The following is a 19,391-nucleotide window of genomic DNA, read 5'->3' as shown; positions in this document are numbered from 1 at the left end:
ATACTTACCACACCAGTGGTTTGTTATCGCGTGAGGAGCGCCAGGTGGAAATCAAGAAGACCGACACGGCGGTTGTGTTCATTGACCCACAGAACGACGTGCTGAGCGAGGGCGGAGCGAACTGGGACGCGGTGGGAGCGAGCGTCACGGAGAACAGGACCGTCGAGAATATGGAGAGAATCTTCGAGGCGGCGAAGACGGGCGGATATGAGGTCTTCATCTCGCCCCATTACTTCTACCCGACCGACAACGGATGGCGAATGAACGGGCCGCTCGAGACAAGTGAGCTCGAGACCCACACGTTCGCACGGACGGGACAGCTCGATCTGACCGGGTTCCGAAACTCCGGGGCAGACTGGCTGGACCGCTTCAAGCCCTATATCGAAGACGGCAGAACGGTGGTCGCCAGCCCGCACAAGGTATTCGGACCGGAAACCAACGACTTGGTACTGCAACTGCGCAAGCGGGGAATACAAAGGATTATTCTTGGCGGGATGCTGGCGAACATGTGCGTCGAGTCCCATATGCGTCACCTCATCGAGGAGGGATTTGAGGTCGCCGTGGTCAGGGATGCAACAGCTGGACCCCGACACCCGGTCTGGGGCGACGGCTATCAGGCGGCGATCATCAACTACCGTTTCTTCGCCCATGCATTGCTGTCGACTGACGAAGTACTCGATCGAATGCACTGAGGAGCTCGCGCCGGGAAATAGCGCTCGCGTCCGTCCGATACCTACGCTTTCAACAGGCGCCGTCGACGGTCGCCGTAATGCGCGGGGAGCGCCGTGGAAACACGTCTAGCCCGACTGCAGCCGGTACTCGGAACGACGTGTCGGTAGCAACAGAGGTTGCGGACCACAAACGAGCGGATTCGGGTCGGCGCGAGAGGCGATACTGTGGAGTTCCAACACATCGTGGAGCTGGTCGGTCGAGCCGTTGACGCCGTCGGCGTTGCCATCATAGTCGTGGGAACGCTCTTGGCGACCGTTCTCGCGGCTATCCGGCTCAGTCGCCGACAGGCGGGTGTGTACCGCGGCTATCGCCGTCGCGTCGGGCGGTCGATCCTGCTGGGGCTGGAGTTCCTCGTAGCCGGCGATATCATCCGTACAGTCGCCGTCGCACCGACGTACGCAAGCGTCGGAGTGCTGGCCGTGATCGTGGGCATCCGCACCTTCCTCAGCTTTTCTCTCGAGCTCGAGATCACCGGACGGTGGCCATGGCAGAAGCCAGTGGCCGAAGCCGAAGACTGACCCCTCGTGGCGCCGGCGGCCAGCGGAGCGGCGCCATCCCTGCCGTGAATTCTTAGGCCAGGGCTCAGTCTCATCGAACATTTCGCGGCACCATTGCTTGTGCCCCTTTATACGTTGATGATGTTCCTCGTGGTGTATCCAGCCAAATCAGGTAGTTGTCACTCATCGCCCGCCTCCCCCTGCCCGCCCGGGGCCACTCCTCGTCCACCGACCCGGCGAACCTATCCGGTCGCAGTACTGGATGATCGATTCCAAGGGTCACAGATGTGCCCGGAGATGGTGCGCGATTCCGGTGGCCCGCCCGCTGAGGCGGGATGCTAGTTGTCGGGAGGGCTCTGACATCATGCGCCCGTGATCAACGCCGCGGGGCTTCCGCCGACTACCGCTTCAGGGGCGAGGTGGGGCGATCGTCGGCCTGACCTGTGGATTCCCCGCCTTGGATGGAGTGGGCGGCGTGCACCCCTGCGCACCGCGATTCCCCTTGGCTCCCCGCCCGTTCTGGCACGAGAGTGGCACGAGTTCCGTGTTGGTGACCCTCTCGATGCGAACTATGGGCGGGCTGGTCATTGAAGTCTGCCGGGCCGGTCACTTGGGCATCTGGGACCGATACCAGTTGACTACGGTCGCGGTGGTTGCTGTACTCCGCTGCTGTACAGCCGCAACTCAACCAGCGTGGGGAGACCAAGAGGTCGTATGCCTGTCATCGTGCTCGCTGAAAGCCTCGAAGCCGGAAACGTCGTGGAGTTGTCGAGTCGATACGGCAGCCAAGCTATCCGCCTGACCCAAGTCGCGCACCGTGCCAATGGGATCAAGTTCACCGGACGTGACACCCGTCACTCGAGGGAGTTGTCCTTCGGGATGAAGTACGGGCAACCCGCGACGCGCCTCGACTGTTGGCGCCCCCCTATTCTCTAGATCATGGAGGACTCGGAGGCATTTCGCGGGGCGGGCAGAGCGCATGCGGCGGCCATGCTGAACGGCGATGCTTCACCGTACGACCCGGCGTTGGAGATCTCCTCACGGCGTCCGTCAGGTGAATGGATGACTCGACCTGTGCATCAGCCCATCGAGTTCGACCCGGAGTACGGCAGCCGGGGTTCGCTGCCGGCGTGGCCTGCCCGGACACCCGCCCTGTGGATCGTGGACGCCGTGCGGCACGGTGATCGTGCGGAGCGGCTCGCCCCCGGGATCCTCGACGCCGAGGAACAGCGGCGCGCCGAGAGCTTTGTCGCATCGGCCGACCGCCGCTGCTATGTCGCGGCCCATGTGGCGCTGCGGATACTGCTCGGTGCCCGGCTGGGCGTCGAACCCCGCGACGTACGGGTGGTCCGCGAGCCGTGCCCGTCCTGCGGTGGTCCGCACGGCCGGCCCGCGACCGACGGCGGGGTGCACTTCTCGCTCTCGCACAGCCGGGACCTGTCGCTGCTCGCGTTCGCCGCCGTACCACTGGGCGTCGATGTGGAGGCCGTGCCGGGCCGTGAGGCCGCGGCCGAGGTCGGAGCGATGCTGCATCCGGCGGAGTGCCGGGAGTTGGCAGCGCTCCCTGCGTCGGACCGGCCTGTCGCCTTCGCCCGGGCCTGGACGCGCAAGGAGGCGTATCTCAAGGGCGAGGGCATCGGGCTGGCCCGGGATCTCGCCCTCGACCATCTGGGCACCGGGCCCGTGCCGCGGCCCGGGCCGGCGGGCTGGACGGTCGCCGATGTGCTGGTTCCGGCCGGATATGCGGCCGCGGTGGCCGTTCGTGCGGCGGGGCAGTCATCGGTCGCGTACGGCCAACGGCGAAAATGATCCGGCGGGCAGAGCATGACGACCGACCGATACGGAGGAGTGGGCAGATGCCGCACGAACGAGCTGGACAGCAGGCGCGGCCGGAGGACCTCACCGATGTGGCCCGGCTGGTGACGGCGTATTACACGCTGCACCCGGATCCGGCGGAGCCGGACCAGCGGGTCGCGTTCGGCACCTCCGGCCACCGCGGTTCGTCGACGGCCACCGCGTTCAACGAGGACCACATCGCCGCGACCAGCCAGGCCATCAGCGAGTACCGGGCCTCGCAGGGCACGGACGGCCCACTGTTCCTCGGGGCGGACACCCATGCGCTGTCGGAGCCCTCTCGGGTCACTGCCATCGAGGTGTTCGCCGCCAATGACGTGACGGTGCTGATCGACTCCGCCGACGGCTACACCCCGACCCCCGCGGTGTCGCACGCGATCCTCACCCACAACCGGGGCCGTACGTCGGGTCTCGCCGACGGCGTGGTGGTGACGCCGTCCCACAATCCGCCCGGCGACGGCGGGTTCAAGTACAACCCGCCGAACGGCGGCCCGGCCGGGTCCGAGGCGACCGGCTGGATCCAGGAGCGGGCCAACGAGATCATCGCGGCCGGGATGAAGGACGTGCGGCGGCTGCCGTACGTCCGCGCGCTGGCGGCGCCGACCACCTCGACGTACGACTTCCTCGGCAGCTACGTGGCGGATCTGCCGTCCGTGCTCGACCTCGACGCGATCCGTGCCGCCGGGGTACGGATCGGCGCGGACCCGCTGGGTGGCGCATCGGTCGCGTACTGGGGCCGCATCGCCGAACAGCACCGGCTCGATCTGACGGTCGTCAATCCGCTGACCGACCCCACCTGGCGGTTCATGTCGCTGGACTGGGACGGCAAGATCCGGATGGACTGTTCCTCGCCGTACGCGATGGCGTCGCTGATCGGGCAACGCGACCGCTACCAGATCGCCACCGGCAACGACGCGGATGCCGACCGGCACGGCATCGTCACCCCGGATGCCGGGCTGATGAACCCGAACCACTACCTCTCGGTAGCCATCAACTACCTGTTCGCGCACCGCGCACAGTGGCCGGCCGCGGCGGGGGTCGGCAAGACGCTGGTGTCGTCGGGGATGATCGACCGGGTCGCCGCCGATCTCGGACGGCAGCTGGTCGAGGTGCCGGTCGGCTTCAAATGGTTCGTGGACGGTCTGGTCGACGGGTCGTTCGGGTTCGGCGGCGAGGAGTCGGCCGGTGCGTCGTTCCTGCGCCGTGACGGTTCGGTCTGGACGACCGACAAGGACGGCATCATCCTGGCGCTGCTGGCGTCGGAGATCCTCGCGGTGACGGAGAAGTCTCCGTCGGAGCAGTACGCGGAACTCACCGCGCGCTTCGGTGAGCCCGCGTACGCCCGCATCGACGCCCCCGCCGATCGCGAGCAGAAGGCGGTACTGGCCAAGCTCTCGCCGGAGCAGATCACAGCCGACACGCTGGCGGGCGAACCGGTCACGGCGGTGCTCACCTCGGCTCCCGGCAACGGCGCACCGATCGGCGGCATCAAGGTGACCACGGAGAACGCCTGGTTCGCCGCCCGCCCTTCGGGCACCGAGGACGTCTACAAGATCTACGCGGAGTCGTTCCTCGGCTCCGATCACCTCGGCCGGGTGCAGGACGAGGCCGAGGCGGTCGTCTCGGCGGCCCTGGGCACCTGAGTCCGGTCCGTTCGCGAAGACAGAAGAGCCGCCTCCCGTGACCCCGGCCGTCGCGGGAGGCGGCTCTGTGGTGAAGGGTGTACATGCCGCTGCGTCCGGAAATGGCGGCGGTGACCCACAAGCACATAAAGGGACCAATAGATAGAATTCGAGCATGGTAGACCGGCCTGTCACGTCGACTGCCCCCGAACTTGTGCTCGAAACCGATGCAGGTCCCACGGTGATGAGTCCGAGCCGGGATTACCACGTCGGCCGCGACCCACTGAGCGACGTCGTCATCGACGATGTCCGGGTGTCGTGGCACCATGCGGTGCTCCGGCCGGTGGACGACCACTGGTCCCTGGAGGACGAGAACAGTACGAACGGTACGTACACCGGGGGCAAGCGCATCCATGAGTCGGGTGTGGGCCCCGGCAGCGTCATCCGGTTCGGTCACCCCGCGCACGGGCCGTGCGCCGTTCTGGTCGGCCAGGCACCCGCATCCCCCGCGCTGCACCCGGCCGACCGCCCGTCCGCCGTCTCCGTGCCCGCTGCCACAGGCACGTTCCGGCAGCCGACCACCGTGCGGCCGCGGCCCGTCCACACCGTACGGATCGGCCGCAGCGTCGATAACGACCTCGTCGTCGACGACCTGACCGTCTCGCACCGGCACGCCGAACTGCGTGCACATCCGGACGGCACGTACGAGATCGTCGACCTCGGCTCGCACAACGGCACGTATCTCAACGGCCAACTGGTCGGCCGCGCTCCGGTCGCCGCCGGTGACATCGTCGGCATCGGTCACTCCGAGTTCTCTCTGGTCGGCGACGTGCTGCAGGAGTTCGTCGACACCGGTGAGGTCTCGCTCGATGTACAGGACCTGGCGGTCACCGTGGACGGGGGCCGCAAGACCCTGCTCGACGATGTCTCCTTCCCGGTGGGCGAGAAGTGTCTGCTCGGCGTGGTGGGTCCGAGCGGCTCCGGCAAATCCACCCTGCTCAACGCGCTGACCGGCCTCCGGCCGGCCGACGAGGGCAGCGTCCTCTACGACGGCCGAGACCTCTACCACGACTACGCCGAGCTGCGCCATCGCATCGGGCTCGTCCCGCAGGACGACATCCTGCACACCCAGCTGACCGTGCACCGCGCCCTCGGGTACGCCGCCGAGCTCCGCTTCCCGCACGACACCGACCCGTCCGAACGTCGGGCCCGGGTCACCGAAGTGATACGTGAGTTGGCTCTGGAAAAGCGGACGGAACAGCCGATCCACAGCCTCTCCGGCGGCCAGCGCAAGCGCGTCAGCGTCGCGCTGGAGCTGCTGACGAAGCCGTCGCTGCTCTTCCTCGACGAGCCGACCTCGGGGCTCGACCCCGGCATGGACCGCTCGGTCATGCATATGCTCCGGGGGCTCGCCGACGACGGGCGTACGGTCATCGTCGTCACGCACAGTGTGCTCAGCCTCGATGTCTGCGACCGGCTGCTGGTGCTCGCCCCCGGCGGGAAGACCGCCTACTACGGGCCGCCGGACGATGCGCTGCCCTTCCTCGGGTTCGAGCAGTGGCCGGAGGCGTTCGAGGCGTTCGAGAACGACCGGGACCGGAATTGGTCGGCGGAGTACCGCGCGTCCCCGTTCCACCGGCAGTACATCGCGAACTCCACCGCACAGCCCCGGCTGCCGCACGCCGCGGTCGCGCCGGTCGCACCGCCGCCGAAGACCCGGAGCGGGGGCGCTCAGCTGCGGACGCTGTGCCGCCGGTACGCCGCCGCGCTGAGCGCCGACCGGACCTTCCTGGCCATCATGATCGCTCTGCCTTTCGTGATGGGCGCGATGACCCGGGCCCTGGCCGGCAGCCGGCTGACCCAGGACACGGCGATCAACGCGCTGCTGATCCTCTGCGTGGGCGCCGTGCTGACCGGCGCCGCCAATGCCGTACGGGAACTGGTCAAGGAGCGGGCGATCTATCAGCGGGAGCGTGCCGTCGGGCTGTCCAGATCGGCGTATCTGATGTCCAAAGTGGTTGTCCTGGGCACCATTACGGTCCTGCAGGCCGTGGTCCTGACCCTCGTCGGCCTGGCGGGCGTCGATCTGAACGCCCCGGGCGGCAAGGGCGTTCTGCTGCCACCACTGGCCGAAATGACGCTGGCCGTGGCCATGTTGTCGTTCACGGCGATGATGCTCGGTCTGCTCGTCTCCGCCCTGGTGCGCAAGGAGGAAGTCACCATGCCACTGCTTGTGCTCCTCGCGATCGTCCAGGTCGTCTTCTGCGGTGCGCTGCTGAAACTGCACGGCGTGCCCGGGTTGGAGCAGGTGGCGTGGCTGGTGCCGTCCCGGTGGGCGCTCGCGGCGATGGGCGGGACCATCGGGCTCGGCAGGATCGTGCCGGGAAAGGTGAGCTCGGACCCGCTGTTCGACCACTCCGCGGCAGCGTGGCTGCTGAACATGGGGATGCTGGTGGTGCTGTCGGTCGTCTTCGGACTGGCGGTGGCGCGGCTGCTCCGCCGGCACGAGCCCGTCATCATGCGGAAGTAACGGAGGCGGGAGCCCATGGCGACACCGGAGTTCCGCCCCACACACGTAGTCCCCCCGGACGGGATGCCCGCCTGGGAGGCACCCGACATGTCCCGGCCGACCGAGCCGCTCGATCCGCTGCTTCCCGTCCAGCTGGTCGGCCGGCGCGGCGACTGGGGGCGGATCCTCTGCGCGAACGGCTGGTCGGCATGGGTCGACGGCCGGCTGCTCGTCTCCGTACCGCACGGCCCGCCGGGGCCCGGGCAGCCGCTCGCGCGCACCGCGGACCCCCGGCCGCTGATGGCGCAGGCCCAGGAGTCGCTGGCCCGGTACCGGGGCGCCGCGGACGAGCTTGCCGAGGGCCGGATCGACGGGGAGACCTTCCGCCGTCGTACCCAGGGGCTGCGGGTGGGCATGGTTGTCGACGGCGAGGCGGTGTGGCTGTACGACGCCGAGCACGAGCGCTGGGTGTACTGCGACGGGACACAGCTGAGTACGTACGCGGCATCGGCCGGTCCGGGCCACCCGAACAAGGCCCCGGTGGACCGCGGAACCGAAGAGGTGCACGCACCGGAGCCTGAGCCGACACAGATCGTCGACCCCGCGCAGCTGGCCGCGTACCGCCCGGCGGATCCCGCGGATGCAGAGCCCACGCAGCTCCTGCGGTCCGTCGACGAGCCCGGGTCGGAGACCGCGCATCCGCCCACCCGGGCGGGTGACGCATGATGTCCCCCTCCCCGGCGCCGAACCCCCCGCACTCCCCCGACCCGCGGCAGGACACGGCGCTGCCCGTGGGCCGACCATCCGATCTCCTCGGCAGGCAGATCGCGGGATACCGGGTGGAGAGCGAGATCGGCCGCGGCGGCATGGCGGTCGTGTACCGCGCCAAGGATCTGCGGCTGGACCGGACGGTCGCGCTCAAGCTGCTCGCCCCCGAACTCGCCCGCAACGACACCTTCAGGAAGCGGTTCACCCATGAGTCGAGGGTGGCTGCCGCGATCGACCATCCGCATATCGTGCCGGTCTTCGAGGCCGGGGAGACCGAGGGCCTCCTCTACATCGCGATGCGTTACGTCGCCGGCCAGGACCTGCGCGCCCTCATCGACCGTCAGGGGCCGCTGCCGATCACGGCGGCGGTCCGGATCGCCGCGCAGGTGGCGTCCGCGCTCGACGCCGCACACGACCACGACCTGGTGCACCGGGACGTCAAACCCGGCAACATCCTGGTTGCTGCGGGCACGGACAGCGACCACCCGGAACATGTGTACCTCACGGACTTCGGGCTGACGAAGAAGTCGCTGTCGCTGACCGGGTTCACCTCGGTGGGCCAGTTCGTCGGCACGCTCGACTACGTGGCGCCCGAACAGATCTCCGGCCGCCCGGTGGACGGCCGGTGCGATGTCTACAGCCTGGCCTGTGTGGTGTTCGAGACGATGGCAGCAGTACCGCCGTTCCAGCGGGACGACGACATGGCGCTGTTGTGGGCCCATCAGTTCGACCCGCCGCCGCTGACCGGCCGGCGCCCCGATCTCCCGCCCGCCGTCGACGACGTCCTGGCGAAGGCCCTGGCCAAGAGCCCTGGCGACCGGTACGACTCCTGTCTGCAGTTCGTCGCCGCGCTGCGCTCGGCAGCGCGGAGCACGGTGCGGAAGGACCATCCGCCGACGCAGGTGGACCAGCGAATCGGTGCATGGGCCACCGGGCCCGAACCACCGCCCGCGCCGCCGCACTGGGCGCTGCCCGTTTTCCCGGGGTTCGTACGCTGAGGGTTGTGGTCACGCCCGTCTCAGCCGCGCGTCGGTACTTCTCCGCGCCGGTCGACCCTGGAGGCGAGCAGACCACCGAGGAAACCGGTGACCAGGCCCCAGAGGGCTGCGACAGCGAGTGCGGACCAGAGCCGTGGCCGCAGCGTCAGCTCCCCGCCGAGGCCGCCACCGAGGTCTCCGATGCCGAGCAGCGACACGCCGTAATGCGCGGAGACCCTCGCGACGAGACAGATGGTCAGCACGGTGAGGACAAGCGCCACCGCCATGTGTACGGCATGCTGCCAGGGCCGTATCCGGGCCGGTGAGCGGACCGCCATGAGGCACGCGGCAGCCACGGTCAGCACCGCGGCTGCGACGACCAGCCACCACGCACGTCCGTCGTGCTCGGCGAGCGTGGAGACATTGACCGTGGAGATGTCCGGCGTACGCAGTACCGAGTCGAGCATCTGCGGCATCGGCAGCCCGAAGGGACCCTCCACCTTCCCCTCCCAGGACGCGCCGAGCCCCAGCGTGTAGGCGAGCCAGACAAGGTTCGGCAGCCCCAGGAGGATCACGGCGAACGTGTCCGCCGGGTGCCCCCGGACACCCAGGACGACGAGTGCGACCACCAGGCCCACCACGACGCACCCGAGCAGCAGCGCGACCATCGCGTACGCGGCCGGGCGCACAGACTCCTGGAAGCGCAGGAGACGGCCCGGGAGCGGGGCACTGCGCGACACGAGCAGGGCCAGGACGAGGATGCCGACCAGCCAGAGCAGGCCGAGTACGAGGGTGAGGGGGACATCGGCCCGGAACCCGACCTTCGGGGAGACGCCCAGCAGATCCGCGATGGCCGCGTCCGTCGCGTTGCGCACGGAAATGTCGAAGCTCGCTCTGGCCAGGACCGACAGGCCGATGAGGACGAGTGCCCACAGCACCGCCACCCGGGCGGCCCAGCCGGCCAGTTCGCGCGCACCCGCGACGGCCCGGTGGCGCAGCGGCCGCAGAAATCCCGCGGCGATCACCAGGGCGCCGGCCAGGGTCACCGACAGCGGAAGCACCGAGAACTCCGCATGGGTCCTGGCGAGGTCCCCCGCGTTGCCCGAGAGCTCGACGGAGCCTCCTGCCGCCATCACGACGACGGCCGCGACGACACGCGGGAAGCCGCTGCCGGGCAGGTCGGCCGCGCCGGCCGCCCAGAGGCCGAGGGCGGCCGTGGCGACCATGACCACCAGCCCGGCGAGCACCGTCAGGAGGGCGTGACCCCAGCCGTGCGCGGGTCTCCGCGCACGGCTGCGGTCGCTGGATGCCTGTTGGCTCACGCTGCCACGCTAGGCAGACGCGGGGCGGACCGCCCTCTGGGAGGGGCCGACAGCGTCAGCTTGCGAGGCGCGCGGTTCGCGCGCACACAATGAGCACACGCGGGAAGAAAGGGGGACTGATCCCTACGTGGGGAAGAAGAGGCCGTGAGCAGCCAACCGCCGTCGTCCGACCGCCCGACAGGCCCCCCTTCCGGCCCGCTCTCGGGCCCCGCGCAACCGGCGTCCGTGCCGCCACCGCCGGGTACTCCGTCCGGCTCCGCGGGCGGGCCGCCGAGCAGCGGAGGCTCCGGCGGCGCGGGCGGGCCTTCAGGGCCCGTCGGCCCGAGCGGCTCCGCGGGTGGCCCCGGCCGCCCGTGGTGGCAGTCCGTGCCCAAGGTGGCGACGATCGTCGCCGTGATCGTCGCCGTGGCCGTGATGGCCGTCGTCTTCATCCGCCCCGACGGCGGATCGACGGCACGCGGCGAAATCTTCCTGCAGCCGGCGGGATCGGCCGGAAAGGACCCGTTCACCGACTCGACTGCGCGCAGCAGCGCCCCGGCGACACCGACCACGGCACCCGCTCCGACCAGGACCGGGGTGGGCGTCACGCAGGGCGTGGACGGCTCGGCCCCCGGTCTGTACGGCGGGACCCGCAAGCTCGCCAGCTGCGATGTGGAGAAGCAGATCAAGGCGCTGACGGCCGAACCGGACAAGAACACCGCCTTCGCCGGGGTACTGAGGATCGATCCGACCGACGTCCCCGCCTATCTGCGGGCGCTGACCCCCGTCCAGTTGCGGTTGGACACGCGGGTCACCAACCACGGGTTCCGGGACGGCTCCGCCACCAGTTATCAGGCGGTGCTTCAGGCCGGTACGGCCGTGCTCGTCGACGACCGCGGCGTACCGCGGGTGCGGTGCGCGTGCGGCAATCCGCTGCTCGAGCCGGTCCCGTTGAAGGGCAGTCCCGAGGTGAAGGGTGAGCCCTGGCCCGGGTACCGTTCCTCGAACGTCGTGGTGGTGGAGCCCGCACCACGCGTGGTGAAGAAGTTCGTCATGTACGACCCGCGGAGCGGCGACTGGTTCACCCGCGATGCGGGTGACACCGGCGGCGACGACAAGAAGACGAAGCCGCCCGCCGAGCACACGCCGTCGCCCTGCCCGTCGGGCCCCGAGGGGAAGTCCACCGAGCCGTGTCCACCGCCCTCGGACACGTCGAAGTCCCCGTCCCCCGAGTCCGTCTCGCCCCGGTCCCCGTCCCCCGGATCTGCGACCCCCGAGTCCCCGTCCACCGGGTCCCCGTCCACCGAGCCGTCGGGTCCGCCGCCCCCGCCCTCCCCGGAGGAGCCTTCCAGCGCGCCGCCTGCCATCGAGTCGCCGGCGGCCCGGTCGGCCCCGGAGCCGCCGCCTCCCGGGCCCGTGTCGCCGCTTTCCTCTGCGGTGGCCTCGGTCTCCGGGAACGAGTCCCCGGCCGGTTACCCGATCGTCTGAGCGGCGCCGGTGAGTCGTGGACGTGCCGGGCGCCGGGCACGGCGACCGCACTACGGCACCGATACCTCCGCACACGCGAACGGCCTGCCGGAACGGAGGACCGTCCCGGCAGGCCGCCTTGGATCACGCGCCACTCACACGGAGTTCAGCGGCTGAGCGCCGTCACTTCCCGTAGTACGCGTTGTAGATCGACACGGACGACTTGTTGCCCTTCTTGTCCGTGACATTGGCCCTGTAGGAGATCGACTTCCCCTTGGCCGGGTTCTTCACCGAGATCTTGCCCGACTTGACAGTGACCTTCTTCCAGGTCTTACCGGCGTCGTAACTGACGTACACCGTCAGCGACTTGAGGTTCGAACCGGCGGCAGCACCCAGCACCTTCACCGGAACGGAGGCAGTCCTGTCCGCAGTGACCTTGCTGTCCAGGGTGACAGTGGGCGAGAAGCGCACCGTGGAGGCCGGCAGCTGCGCGACCGAAGAGGTCTTCTTCGACCGGAAGGTCCAGCTGGCGTCGATCCGGGAGGACGCCGACGCCACCTTCGCGGATCGCTTCACAGAGGTAGTGAGCCGGTACTCGGCGTCACCGGCGGGGACCTTGAAGAAGCCCTGCCCGTCCAGCGGGTCCGCGTTCTCGGTGATCTTGGCGCCGTTGCGGTACAGCGACGTCTTCACCGAAGTGTAGGCGGAGGAACCGGCATGGGTCTTGCCGTCGGCGAAGAGCGGCAGCACACCGATGAGGTCGTTTCCTTCACGGAAGAGACCGAAGGACTTGTCCATCCTCGGGCCGAACACAGCCGTGTTGAAGGTCTTCCCGTAGCTCTTGCCCGCCGCGAAGGTCTGCGGCGCGCCCAGCGTGTAGAACGCGTCGGTCACCGGGAAGCCCTCGGAGTCGACCCCGCCGTACTGCTCGAAGTCGAAGCTCCACTTCACCTTGTTCGCTGCCGACAGATAGAGCGTGCGGGTGGCGGGGAGCTTCTGCTCCGTCGAGACGGACACGTTGGAGAACGCTCCGGGGACATAGCCCCACGGGTTGAGCCCACCGGTCTTCCCGGGCGCGGAGGCACCGAGCCCGATCTTCACCTTGGCGAGCTGAGCGGTGGTGAAGTTCTTGGTGTAGCCGGTCGCGACCTGCTTCACCGGCCCGCCGAGCACGACGTTGTAGCCGGTCGATGAGCCCTTGGCCCAGATGCCGGACCAGAACTGCGACAGCGAGCCGTCGGTCACCTGCGCGCCCACATGGGCGGTGCGGAACCCCTTGAACGAGCCGAGCCACCAGCCGAAGTCGTAGCCGCTCTGCTCGGTCTCGATCTGGATGTCCGCCGCAGCGAACTGCGACTTCGCGGAAGAGTCGGGCACGGTGATGTTCACCGGCTTCGTCTTCCGGGCATCGAGCGTCACGGTGATGTCCTTGGTGACGCTCAGCTTCGGCTGGAAAATCCAGTCGGTGCCCTTGGCGAAGTCCTCCGGGTCCACATAGATGCCGGTGTTGACCGCGTAACTCCCCTTGGGGACACGGACCTTCACCGTTCCGGTCGGTCCCTTCGGGTCCAGCCACACGTCCGCCACGTCCCCGGAGATACCGACGAGGCTCGTGTCGTAGAGCGCGGCGGACTTCCCCTGCCGGTCGAGGTGCTTGAGCGTCACGGTGTACGACTCGGACTCGCGCTCGACCGCAGCCGCGGTGCGGACGGTCTGGCCGCCGCCGCTGCCGACGACATAGGCGGAGTAGCTGCCGTTCTCCGTGCCACCGAGCTTGGTGTCGACGGTCAGCGGTACCTCGGCGGTACCGCCCGCGGGGACGGTGACCTTGTCTGCGCCGAGGGTGAAGAAGCCGGCCGGCGCGGGCTTGCCCTTCGGGCCGGTGGCCGTCACCGCCAGGTCGAGGGTGACGTCCGTCGTACCGAGGTTGCGGTAGGTCACCTTCTTGACGACCGGGGTGTCATCGGTGTGCGGCCACTGCTGCACCCCGAAGCCGACAGAAACCGGATCGGCCACGACACTCTGGCCGATGGCCCGGTCGACGGCGATCCGGCCCGAGCCCTGCTCGAACGGCGTGTAGGCGCCCGGCTTCGTGGACGCCGTCAGCGCGCCCTTCAGCTCGGCGTACTTCCACTCCGGGTGCTCCTGCTTGAGCAGCGCCGCGGCGCCCGCCACGTGCGGGGTCGCCATCGACGTACCGGAGATCGTCAGATAGCCCGGCGGGTTCTGCCCGACCTCCTGATCGATGACAGAACCGGGTGCGGCAGCGGCCGTGATGTCCACACCGGGTGCGGTCACATCGGGCTTGATCGCACCGTCGCCGATACGTGGACCGCGGCTGGAGAACTCGGCCAGCTTGTCGTTGTCGTCGACCGCGCCGACGGTCAGCGCGGCGTCCGCACTGCCCGGCGAGCCGACCGTGCCGGGCCCGCCCTCGCCCTCGTTGCCCGCCGCGATGGCGAACAGGACGCCCTTCTCCGCCGACAGCTTGTTCACTTCGGCTTCGAGCGGGTCGATCTCGGGGCTGTCGGCGCCGCCCAGGCTCAGGTTGACGATGTCGGCGCCCTGCTCGGCAGCCCACTCCATGCCGGCCAGGATGCCGGAGTCCTCGCCGTAGCCGTTGTCGTCGAGCACCTTGCCGTTCAGGAGCTTGGCATCCGGGGCTACGCCCTTGAACTTCCCGTCCGACTTCGCGCCCGTACCGGCCGCGATGGACGCCACATGGGTGCCGTGCCCGAAGCGGTCGACCGCGTCGGCCGACGCCGAGAAGTTCTTCTCGGCGAGAACCTGACCCTGGAGGTCGGGGTGGGTGGCGTCCACACCGGTGTCCAGGACAGCGATCTTGACGCCCTTGCCGGTGTAACCGGCCTGCCACGCGGCCGGCGCACCGATCTGGGGCACGCTCTTGTCGAGGCTCGCCCGACGCACCCCGTCCAGCCAGACCCGGTCGACACCGGAGGCCGTGGCACGTTCGGCGCTGCCCGCGCGCTTGCTGGTGAGCGCCTGCCAGATGTCCTCGGCGTCGTTCTTCGGGGTGGTCAGCGCGTCGGCGTTCAGCGATTTCAAGGTTCGGCGGACCTTCGTACCACCCGCTTCGCGGACCTCTGCCTTGGCCGCGGCGGCCTGTCCGCCCCGATACCCGACGATGAGTTTCAGGCCCGCCTTCTGGGCCTTGCGGTTCACCGCACGGTTCAGCTCGGTGACGTCGAAGAGCCGCTCGTCGAGCTTGCCGTCGGCGATCAGCCGCCGGGCGTCGATCGGAACGAGGAGCGTGTGCCCGTCGCGTATGCGCGTGGCCACGGGTATGTGTTCGCGCCCCTTGGCGGGCTCGAACGTCACGACACGGCCCTTGGCGTCCACGGAGACGCGGTCACCGGTGATGAGTGTGATGTGGTGCGGGGCCACGAACTGTGTGCCCGTGGCCTTCGCCTGCGCGCGATCCACTGTCGCCACGGCCGGGGTGGTCATGCCCGCCGCGAGCGCCACGGCGGCTGCCGCGGCAAGGGTGGATACGCACGCACTCTTCACATGTCTGTGCAAGTCTCCCCCTGGAGATCAAGTGGTTCCTCAGGAACCGCCAGTTCCGCGGGGTCACGCACAAGTCTCCGCACCCCCCGGTCGACGCATTATGACCGAGCGACACCCGAACGTATGAACATTTCCGCGACACGCGTGCGGAGTTGACGGAAATGCACCCATGGGTACGGATAGGCACTCATGGCACGGAGACGGTCGGCCGTGGCGGTGTCGCCATCCCGCTGCCGGTGAAGAAGCTCAGGTGCGGCGGCTGGTCGTACGCGGTGTTCTGCCACGCCGGCGTGGTGCGGTAGGTGGTGCCGTGGAGCAGCGTCGTGATCTTCGTACCGGTCTCGTACGGCGTGGAGTAGATCCGCAGCGCGGTGTTGTCGGTGGTCGGCCAGACCACTTCTTCGCCCAGTCGCCGAGGATGTCTCCGGACAGTGACGGAGTCGCCTTGGTGCCGTTGTTGGAGTGGACCGAGGCACCGGTCAGCAGCCGGGTATCGGCGGAGGTGCCGTACTTGTCGACATGGGCCTGCCGGGCCGTCGCCGCCAGTGAGGTCTCTCTCCCGGCGACCGTGGCGGTGACGGCCGGCACACCGGCCGCCAGCGCGGTGAACAGAGGGCGCATCCGGCCGGTGCGGGGGATCGGTGATGCGGGTGAGCCATGGTTTCGCGCCTTCCGGCCGGGGGCGGGTTACGTAACGTCAGTCACCGCCGGACGCCGAAAAGTTGCCGTGTCCGCACCGGAGCGTGTGGCGGGAGGAGCGGCCGGGTCGCTCGTCCGGGGTAACGACGGTGGATGCACTCGTTTGCCGCTCCTCGGTGGCGAGGTGCAACGGGAGCCCGGACGCTGATCGCATACGTGGCCGAATCGCAGGGGTGAGGAGAGCCTGATGGGGGTGACGCCGTGTCGGACGCAGGTGCACCGGTCCCCGCGTCCATGAAGGACGACGGTCTGGACGCGGCGCTCCTCGACAGGCTGTTCACCCAGTCCGTGGTGGGCCTTCATGTACTCGATCCGCAGCTGCGGGTGGTACGGATCAGCTCTCTGGCCGGTGCCGACCTCGCCGAGCAGGTGATCGGGCGTCACTTCACCGATGCGTACCATCTCGACCGGCCGGACTCCACCGGGAAGCTGCTGCAACGCGTGCTGGACACGGGTGAGCCGGTGCACGATCGGCTGGTCCACGGCCGTATCAGGAGCGCGCCGGGCCCGAACCGCAGCTATACGGTCACCGTCTTCCGGCTGAACGACAAACAGGGGCAGGTCCTCGGACTGCTCGCCGCCGTCGTCGATGTCACCGAACGTGAAAAGGCTCGCACCCGTGCGATGTACCGGGCCAGGTTGCTCAAGGTCGTGGGTCGGTCCCTCGATGTGGCGACCACCTGCCAGGCACTCGTCGAGGCCTCTGTGCCGGGGTTCGCCGACTTCGCCGTGGTCGAGGTCGTGGACGATGTGCTGCGCGGTGCGGATCCTCCGATGGGCCCGCTGGGGCCGGACGTCCCGCTGCGCCGGGCCGCCCTTCGCGGTGTCAGCCGGGCCGCCCTTCACGGTGTCAAGGGCGTCGGCGACCAGGTCGGGCTTGTCGGTGACACGCGCCGGCTGCCCGCCCATACCCCCTTCGCCCTGGCAGTGTCGGATCTGCAGCCCCGGATTGTCGCACTCGACGCGGACACCCCGTGGCTCGCCGCGGATCCGCAGACCACCCGGTTGGTCCAGGCCCTCGAGGCCCATTCACTGATGGTGGTCCCGCTGAAGCTGCACGGCTCGGTCCTCGGGCTGGTGAGCCTGTACCGGTGCCCGGGATCGGATCCGTACGACGAGAACGACATCACGCTTGCGCAGTCCGCGGCCGTCCATGTCGCGCTGAGCATCGACAACGCGCGCCGGTACGAGCGCGACCATGTGATCGCGTCGACGGTCCAGCGCAGGCTGCTTCCGCAGGGCGACAGTGCCAGGGTCGCCGTCGACACCGCGCATGTCCTGCTGCCCGGGCGCAACAGCGGATGCTGGTTCGACAGCATCGGCCTGTCCGGCGCCCGCACCGCGCTGGTCGTCGGCGACGTCGGCGGGCATGGACTCCAAACGGCCATCATCATGGGGCAGTTGCGTACGGTCATCCAGGCTCTGGCCGGTCTCGATCTCGAGCCGGACGAGGTCCTGGCCCGGCTGAACGACGCGGCGGACCGCCTGGCCGACGAGCGCGCCGCGCTGCCGCCGGGCGACTCGTTGCAACGGGAGTCGCTCAAAGCGTCCTGCATCTATGCGGTCTACGACCCGTTCACCCGCACCTGTACGGTTGCCCGTGCGGGGCATCCCGCGCCGATCGTCATCGCACCCGACGGCAGCGCGCCCGCCGTCGACGTACCGGAAGGGCCTGCGCTCTTCGCCGCCGACAGCGCCCCGTTCGCCACCGCCACCCTCGAACTCGACGAGGGCAGCATCCTGGCGTTCGCCACCGGCGCCCTGCTGCCGGACGACGCGTCCGCCACCCGGATACAGAACGCGCTCGCGCGCCCCGACCGCGCTCTGCAGGAGCTGTGCGACGGCGTCGTCTACACCCTGCCGGCCGATACCGTCCCCGACGGTGCGGCCATCCTCCTCGCGCGTACCGGCACGGTGCCGCCCGACCGCGTCGCCACGTGGGAACTGGCCCACGACCGAACGACCCCCGCCGTCGCGCGTACCCTCGTGCGCGACCGGCTCGACGGCTGGGAGCTCGACGACGACACGGTCCAGGCGACCGAGCTGATCGTGAGCGAGCTGGTGACCAACGCCGTCCGCTACGGCACCCCACCCCTGCAGCTGCGGCTCATTCTGGACCGGTTTCTGACCTGCGAGGTCCACGACAGCAGCCCGGTGGCACCGCATCTGCGCCATGCCCGGACCGTCGACGAGGGCGGGCGCGGGCTGTTCATCGTCTCCCAGCTCGCCACCCACTGGGGCACCCGGTACGGCCGGCAAGGCAAGGCGCTCTGGACCGAGCAGGAGGTCCCCGGCCCGGGGTGACGAAGCCGGGCCCGGCGCGGGGCGGGCACCACGCGCGCCTCCGCTCGCACTCGGCCATGCGCAGACGCAGCATGAGGGCATGGGCATGCACACATCCCGCGGTCGGCGGCTGGTCGTCTTCGCCGAAAAGGCGGACGGGCCCGCCCTGTGGTGTGCGCAGCGTGTCGCACACCGGTCCGCCGACGAGGCGGCCGTCGGCCGCCCATGACGAGAGCGGCGCACCGCGGCCGGGTCGGCCGCGGTGCGCCGCGAGCGAGAGGCGAGGGCCGGCTCCCGGGTCAGGGAACGGCCGTCAGAGGGTCAGCGGCGACCGCCGCGATCGTGGTCGTGCCCGCGGTCGTGGTCCCGCCCGTGGTCACGGTCGTGGTCACGGTCGTGGTCACGGTCGTGGTCCCGCCCGTTGTCGCGCCCGTGGTCACGCCCGTGGTCACGCCTGTTGTCACGTCCGCGATCGCGATCGTGGCCGAGGCCGAAGCCGTAGCCGAAGCCATAGCCGACGTGGTAGCGGCCCCAGGACTCGGAGTCGACCAGATAGCCGCGGCTGTCACGCAGGATCGCGGTGTCACGGTTGTCCCAGACGTACCGGCGGAGGTCCTGATAGACGTCGTAGCCGTTGTCGCGGCCGATGCCGGTGTGGACCCGTACCGAGGAGCGACCGGCCAGAAGCAGGTCGAACCGGTAGGTGCGGCGGCTCTCGTCACTGAGCGTCCAGCCACGGAGGTTGACCGTCTGACGGCTGGTGTTGGTGACGGTGACCCACTCGTCGTTGAGGCTGCGGTTGGAGCCGTCATCGCGTCCGGGGCTGTCGTACTGGATCTGCCCCAGCACGATGGGCGAATACGAGGTGTACCGACCGCGGTCGTGGCCGTGGTCGTCGGCGGCAGCCGGGAGTGCTGCGGCCGCCACCAGGGCGCCGGCCGCGAGAACGGAAGCGGTGAACCGCCGTGCGGAACGGGACATGAAGACCTCTCAGATGCTGGCCCGGACCGCAAGGTCCGAGCATTGTTCGGTCCCGGCGTGATGCCGAGAACGCACACTTTGGCCTGATCACCCGATTCACGGCAGACGCCCCGATACGTGTTACGAAATGCAGACATTTCTGTCACACGCGCCTGCATTCGGCACGCATCCGA

General features: G+C 69.3%; 12 protein-coding genes and 2 pseudogenes. 10 read left to right on the top strand and 4 right to left on the bottom strand.

The window, feature by feature from the left end:
- Positions 1-44 precede the first annotated feature (44 nt).
- From OHA03_RS30130 to OHA03_RS30100, 7 genes are all read left to right on the top strand, one after another.
- On the top strand, positions 45-692 hold the full coding sequence (locus OHA03_RS30130; protein WP_267006875.1) for a cysteine hydrolase: 648 nt from the start codon (positions 45-47) through the stop codon (positions 690-692).
- A 156-nt stretch (positions 693-848) separates the two neighbouring features.
- Positions 849-1,250, top strand: a complete 402-nt coding sequence (locus OHA03_RS30125) for a DUF1622 domain-containing protein (protein WP_267006874.1) — start codon at positions 849-851, stop codon at positions 1,248-1,250.
- A 1,041-nt stretch (positions 1,251-2,291) separates the two neighbouring features.
- Entirely contained in the window at positions 2,292-3,038 is a 747-nt protein-coding gene (locus tag OHA03_RS30120; RefSeq protein WP_267006873.1) for a 4'-phosphopantetheinyl transferase superfamily protein, read from the top strand.
- 47 nt (positions 3,039-3,085) lie between these two features.
- Positions 3,086-4,726, top strand: coding sequence for a phosphoglucomutase (alpha-D-glucose-1,6-bisphosphate-dependent) (pgm, locus tag OHA03_RS30115; protein ID WP_267006872.1), 1,641 nt, complete (start codon positions 3,086-3,088; stop codon positions 4,724-4,726).
- 154 nt (positions 4,727-4,880) lie between these two features.
- Entirely contained in the window at positions 4,881-7,235 is a 2,355-nt protein-coding gene (locus OHA03_RS30110; protein ID WP_267006871.1) for an FHA domain-containing protein, read from the top strand.
- A gap of 15 nt (positions 7,236-7,250) precedes the next feature.
- Positions 7,251-7,940, top strand: a complete 690-nt coding sequence (locus OHA03_RS30105) for a hypothetical protein (protein WP_267006870.1) — start codon at positions 7,251-7,253, stop codon at positions 7,938-7,940.
- Positions 7,940-8,980: a serine/threonine-protein kinase gene (locus OHA03_RS30100; protein WP_267008211.1), complete on the top strand. Its 1,041-nt coding sequence runs from the start codon at positions 7,940-7,942 to the stop codon at positions 8,978-8,980. Before OHA03_RS30105 ends, OHA03_RS30100 begins: the two co-directional genes overlap by 1 nt.
- Positions 8,981-9,000: 20 nt before the next feature.
- Here the strand turns inward: OHA03_RS30100 and OHA03_RS30095 are convergent, their stop codons facing one another.
- Positions 9,001-10,281, bottom strand: coding sequence for a streptophobe family protein (locus OHA03_RS30095; protein WP_267006869.1), 1,281 nt, complete (start codon positions 10,279-10,281; stop codon positions 9,001-9,003).
- Between the two features lie 144 nt (positions 10,282-10,425).
- Here OHA03_RS30095 and OHA03_RS30090 point away from each other — a divergent pair, with 144 nt between their 5' ends.
- Complete coding sequence (locus OHA03_RS30090) at positions 10,426-11,748, top strand: DUF6777 domain-containing protein (protein ID WP_267006868.1); 1,323 nt, start codon at positions 10,426-10,428, stop codon at positions 11,746-11,748.
- 162 nt (positions 11,749-11,910) lie between these two features.
- On the opposite strand, the gene OHA03_RS30085 is transcribed toward OHA03_RS30090, so the two are convergent.
- Complete coding sequence (locus OHA03_RS30085; RefSeq protein ID WP_267006867.1) at positions 11,911-15,267, bottom strand: S8 family peptidase; 3,357 nt, start codon at positions 15,265-15,267, stop codon at positions 11,911-11,913.
- A gap of 175 nt (positions 15,268-15,442) precedes the next feature.
- Positions 15,443-15,777 (bottom strand): annotated as a pseudogene (locus tag OHA03_RS30080) (rhamnogalacturonan lyase); the annotation flags it as partial.
- Positions 15,778-16,188: 411 nt separating this feature from the next.
- Between OHA03_RS30080 and OHA03_RS30075 the strand changes: the two are divergent.
- Both OHA03_RS30075 and OHA03_RS30070 read left to right on the top strand, forming a co-directional pair.
- A complete protein-coding gene (locus OHA03_RS30075) occupies positions 16,189-18,258 on the top strand; it encodes a SpoIIE family protein phosphatase (RefSeq protein ID WP_267008210.1) in 2,070 nt (689 codons plus the stop codon).
- Between the two features lie 79 nt (positions 18,259-18,337).
- Positions 18,338-18,466: a hypothetical protein gene (locus tag OHA03_RS30070; protein ID WP_267006866.1), complete on the top strand. Its 129-nt coding sequence runs from the start codon at positions 18,338-18,340 to the stop codon at positions 18,464-18,466.
- 299 nt (positions 18,467-18,765) lie between these two features.
- On the opposite strand, the pseudogene OHA03_RS30065 reads toward OHA03_RS30070, so the two are convergent.
- Positions 18,766-19,218: pseudogene (locus OHA03_RS30065) on the bottom strand (lamin tail domain-containing protein); the annotation flags it as partial.
- Between the last annotated feature and the right edge of the window lie 173 nt (positions 19,219-19,391).

Source organism: Streptomyces sp. NBC_00154, from assembly GCF_026342835.1.
Taxonomy (GTDB): domain Bacteria; phylum Actinomycetota; class Actinomycetes; order Streptomycetales; family Streptomycetaceae; genus Streptomyces.
Note: the sequence above shows the minus strand (reverse complement) of the source record. Positions and strands in the feature narration are given on the sequence as shown.

Excerpts from the sequence above, each read along its gene's own strand:
- OHA03_RS30120 (WP_267006873.1), top strand. The coding sequence starts at position 2,292 with ATGACTCGACCTGTGCATCAGCCCATCGAGTTCGACCCGGAGTACGGC.
- pgm (WP_267006872.1), top strand. The coding sequence starts at position 3,086 with ATGCCGCACGAACGAGCTGGACAGCAGGCGCGGCCGGAGGACCTCACC.
- OHA03_RS30110 (WP_267006871.1), top strand. The coding sequence starts at position 4,881 with ATGGTAGACCGGCCTGTCACGTCGACTGCCCCCGAACTTGTGCTCGAA.
- OHA03_RS30105 (WP_267006870.1), top strand. The coding sequence starts at position 7,251 with ATGGCGACACCGGAGTTCCGCCCCACACACGTAGTCCCCCCGGACGGG.
- OHA03_RS30100 (WP_267008211.1), top strand. The coding sequence starts at position 7,940 with ATGTCCCCCTCCCCGGCGCCGAACCCCCCGCACTCCCCCGACCCGCGG.
- OHA03_RS30075 (WP_267008210.1), top strand. The coding sequence starts at position 16,189 with ATGAAGGACGACGGTCTGGACGCGGCGCTCCTCGACAGGCTGTTCACC.
- OHA03_RS30070 (WP_267006866.1), top strand. The coding sequence starts at position 18,338 with ATGGGCATGCACACATCCCGCGGTCGGCGGCTGGTCGTCTTCGCCGAA.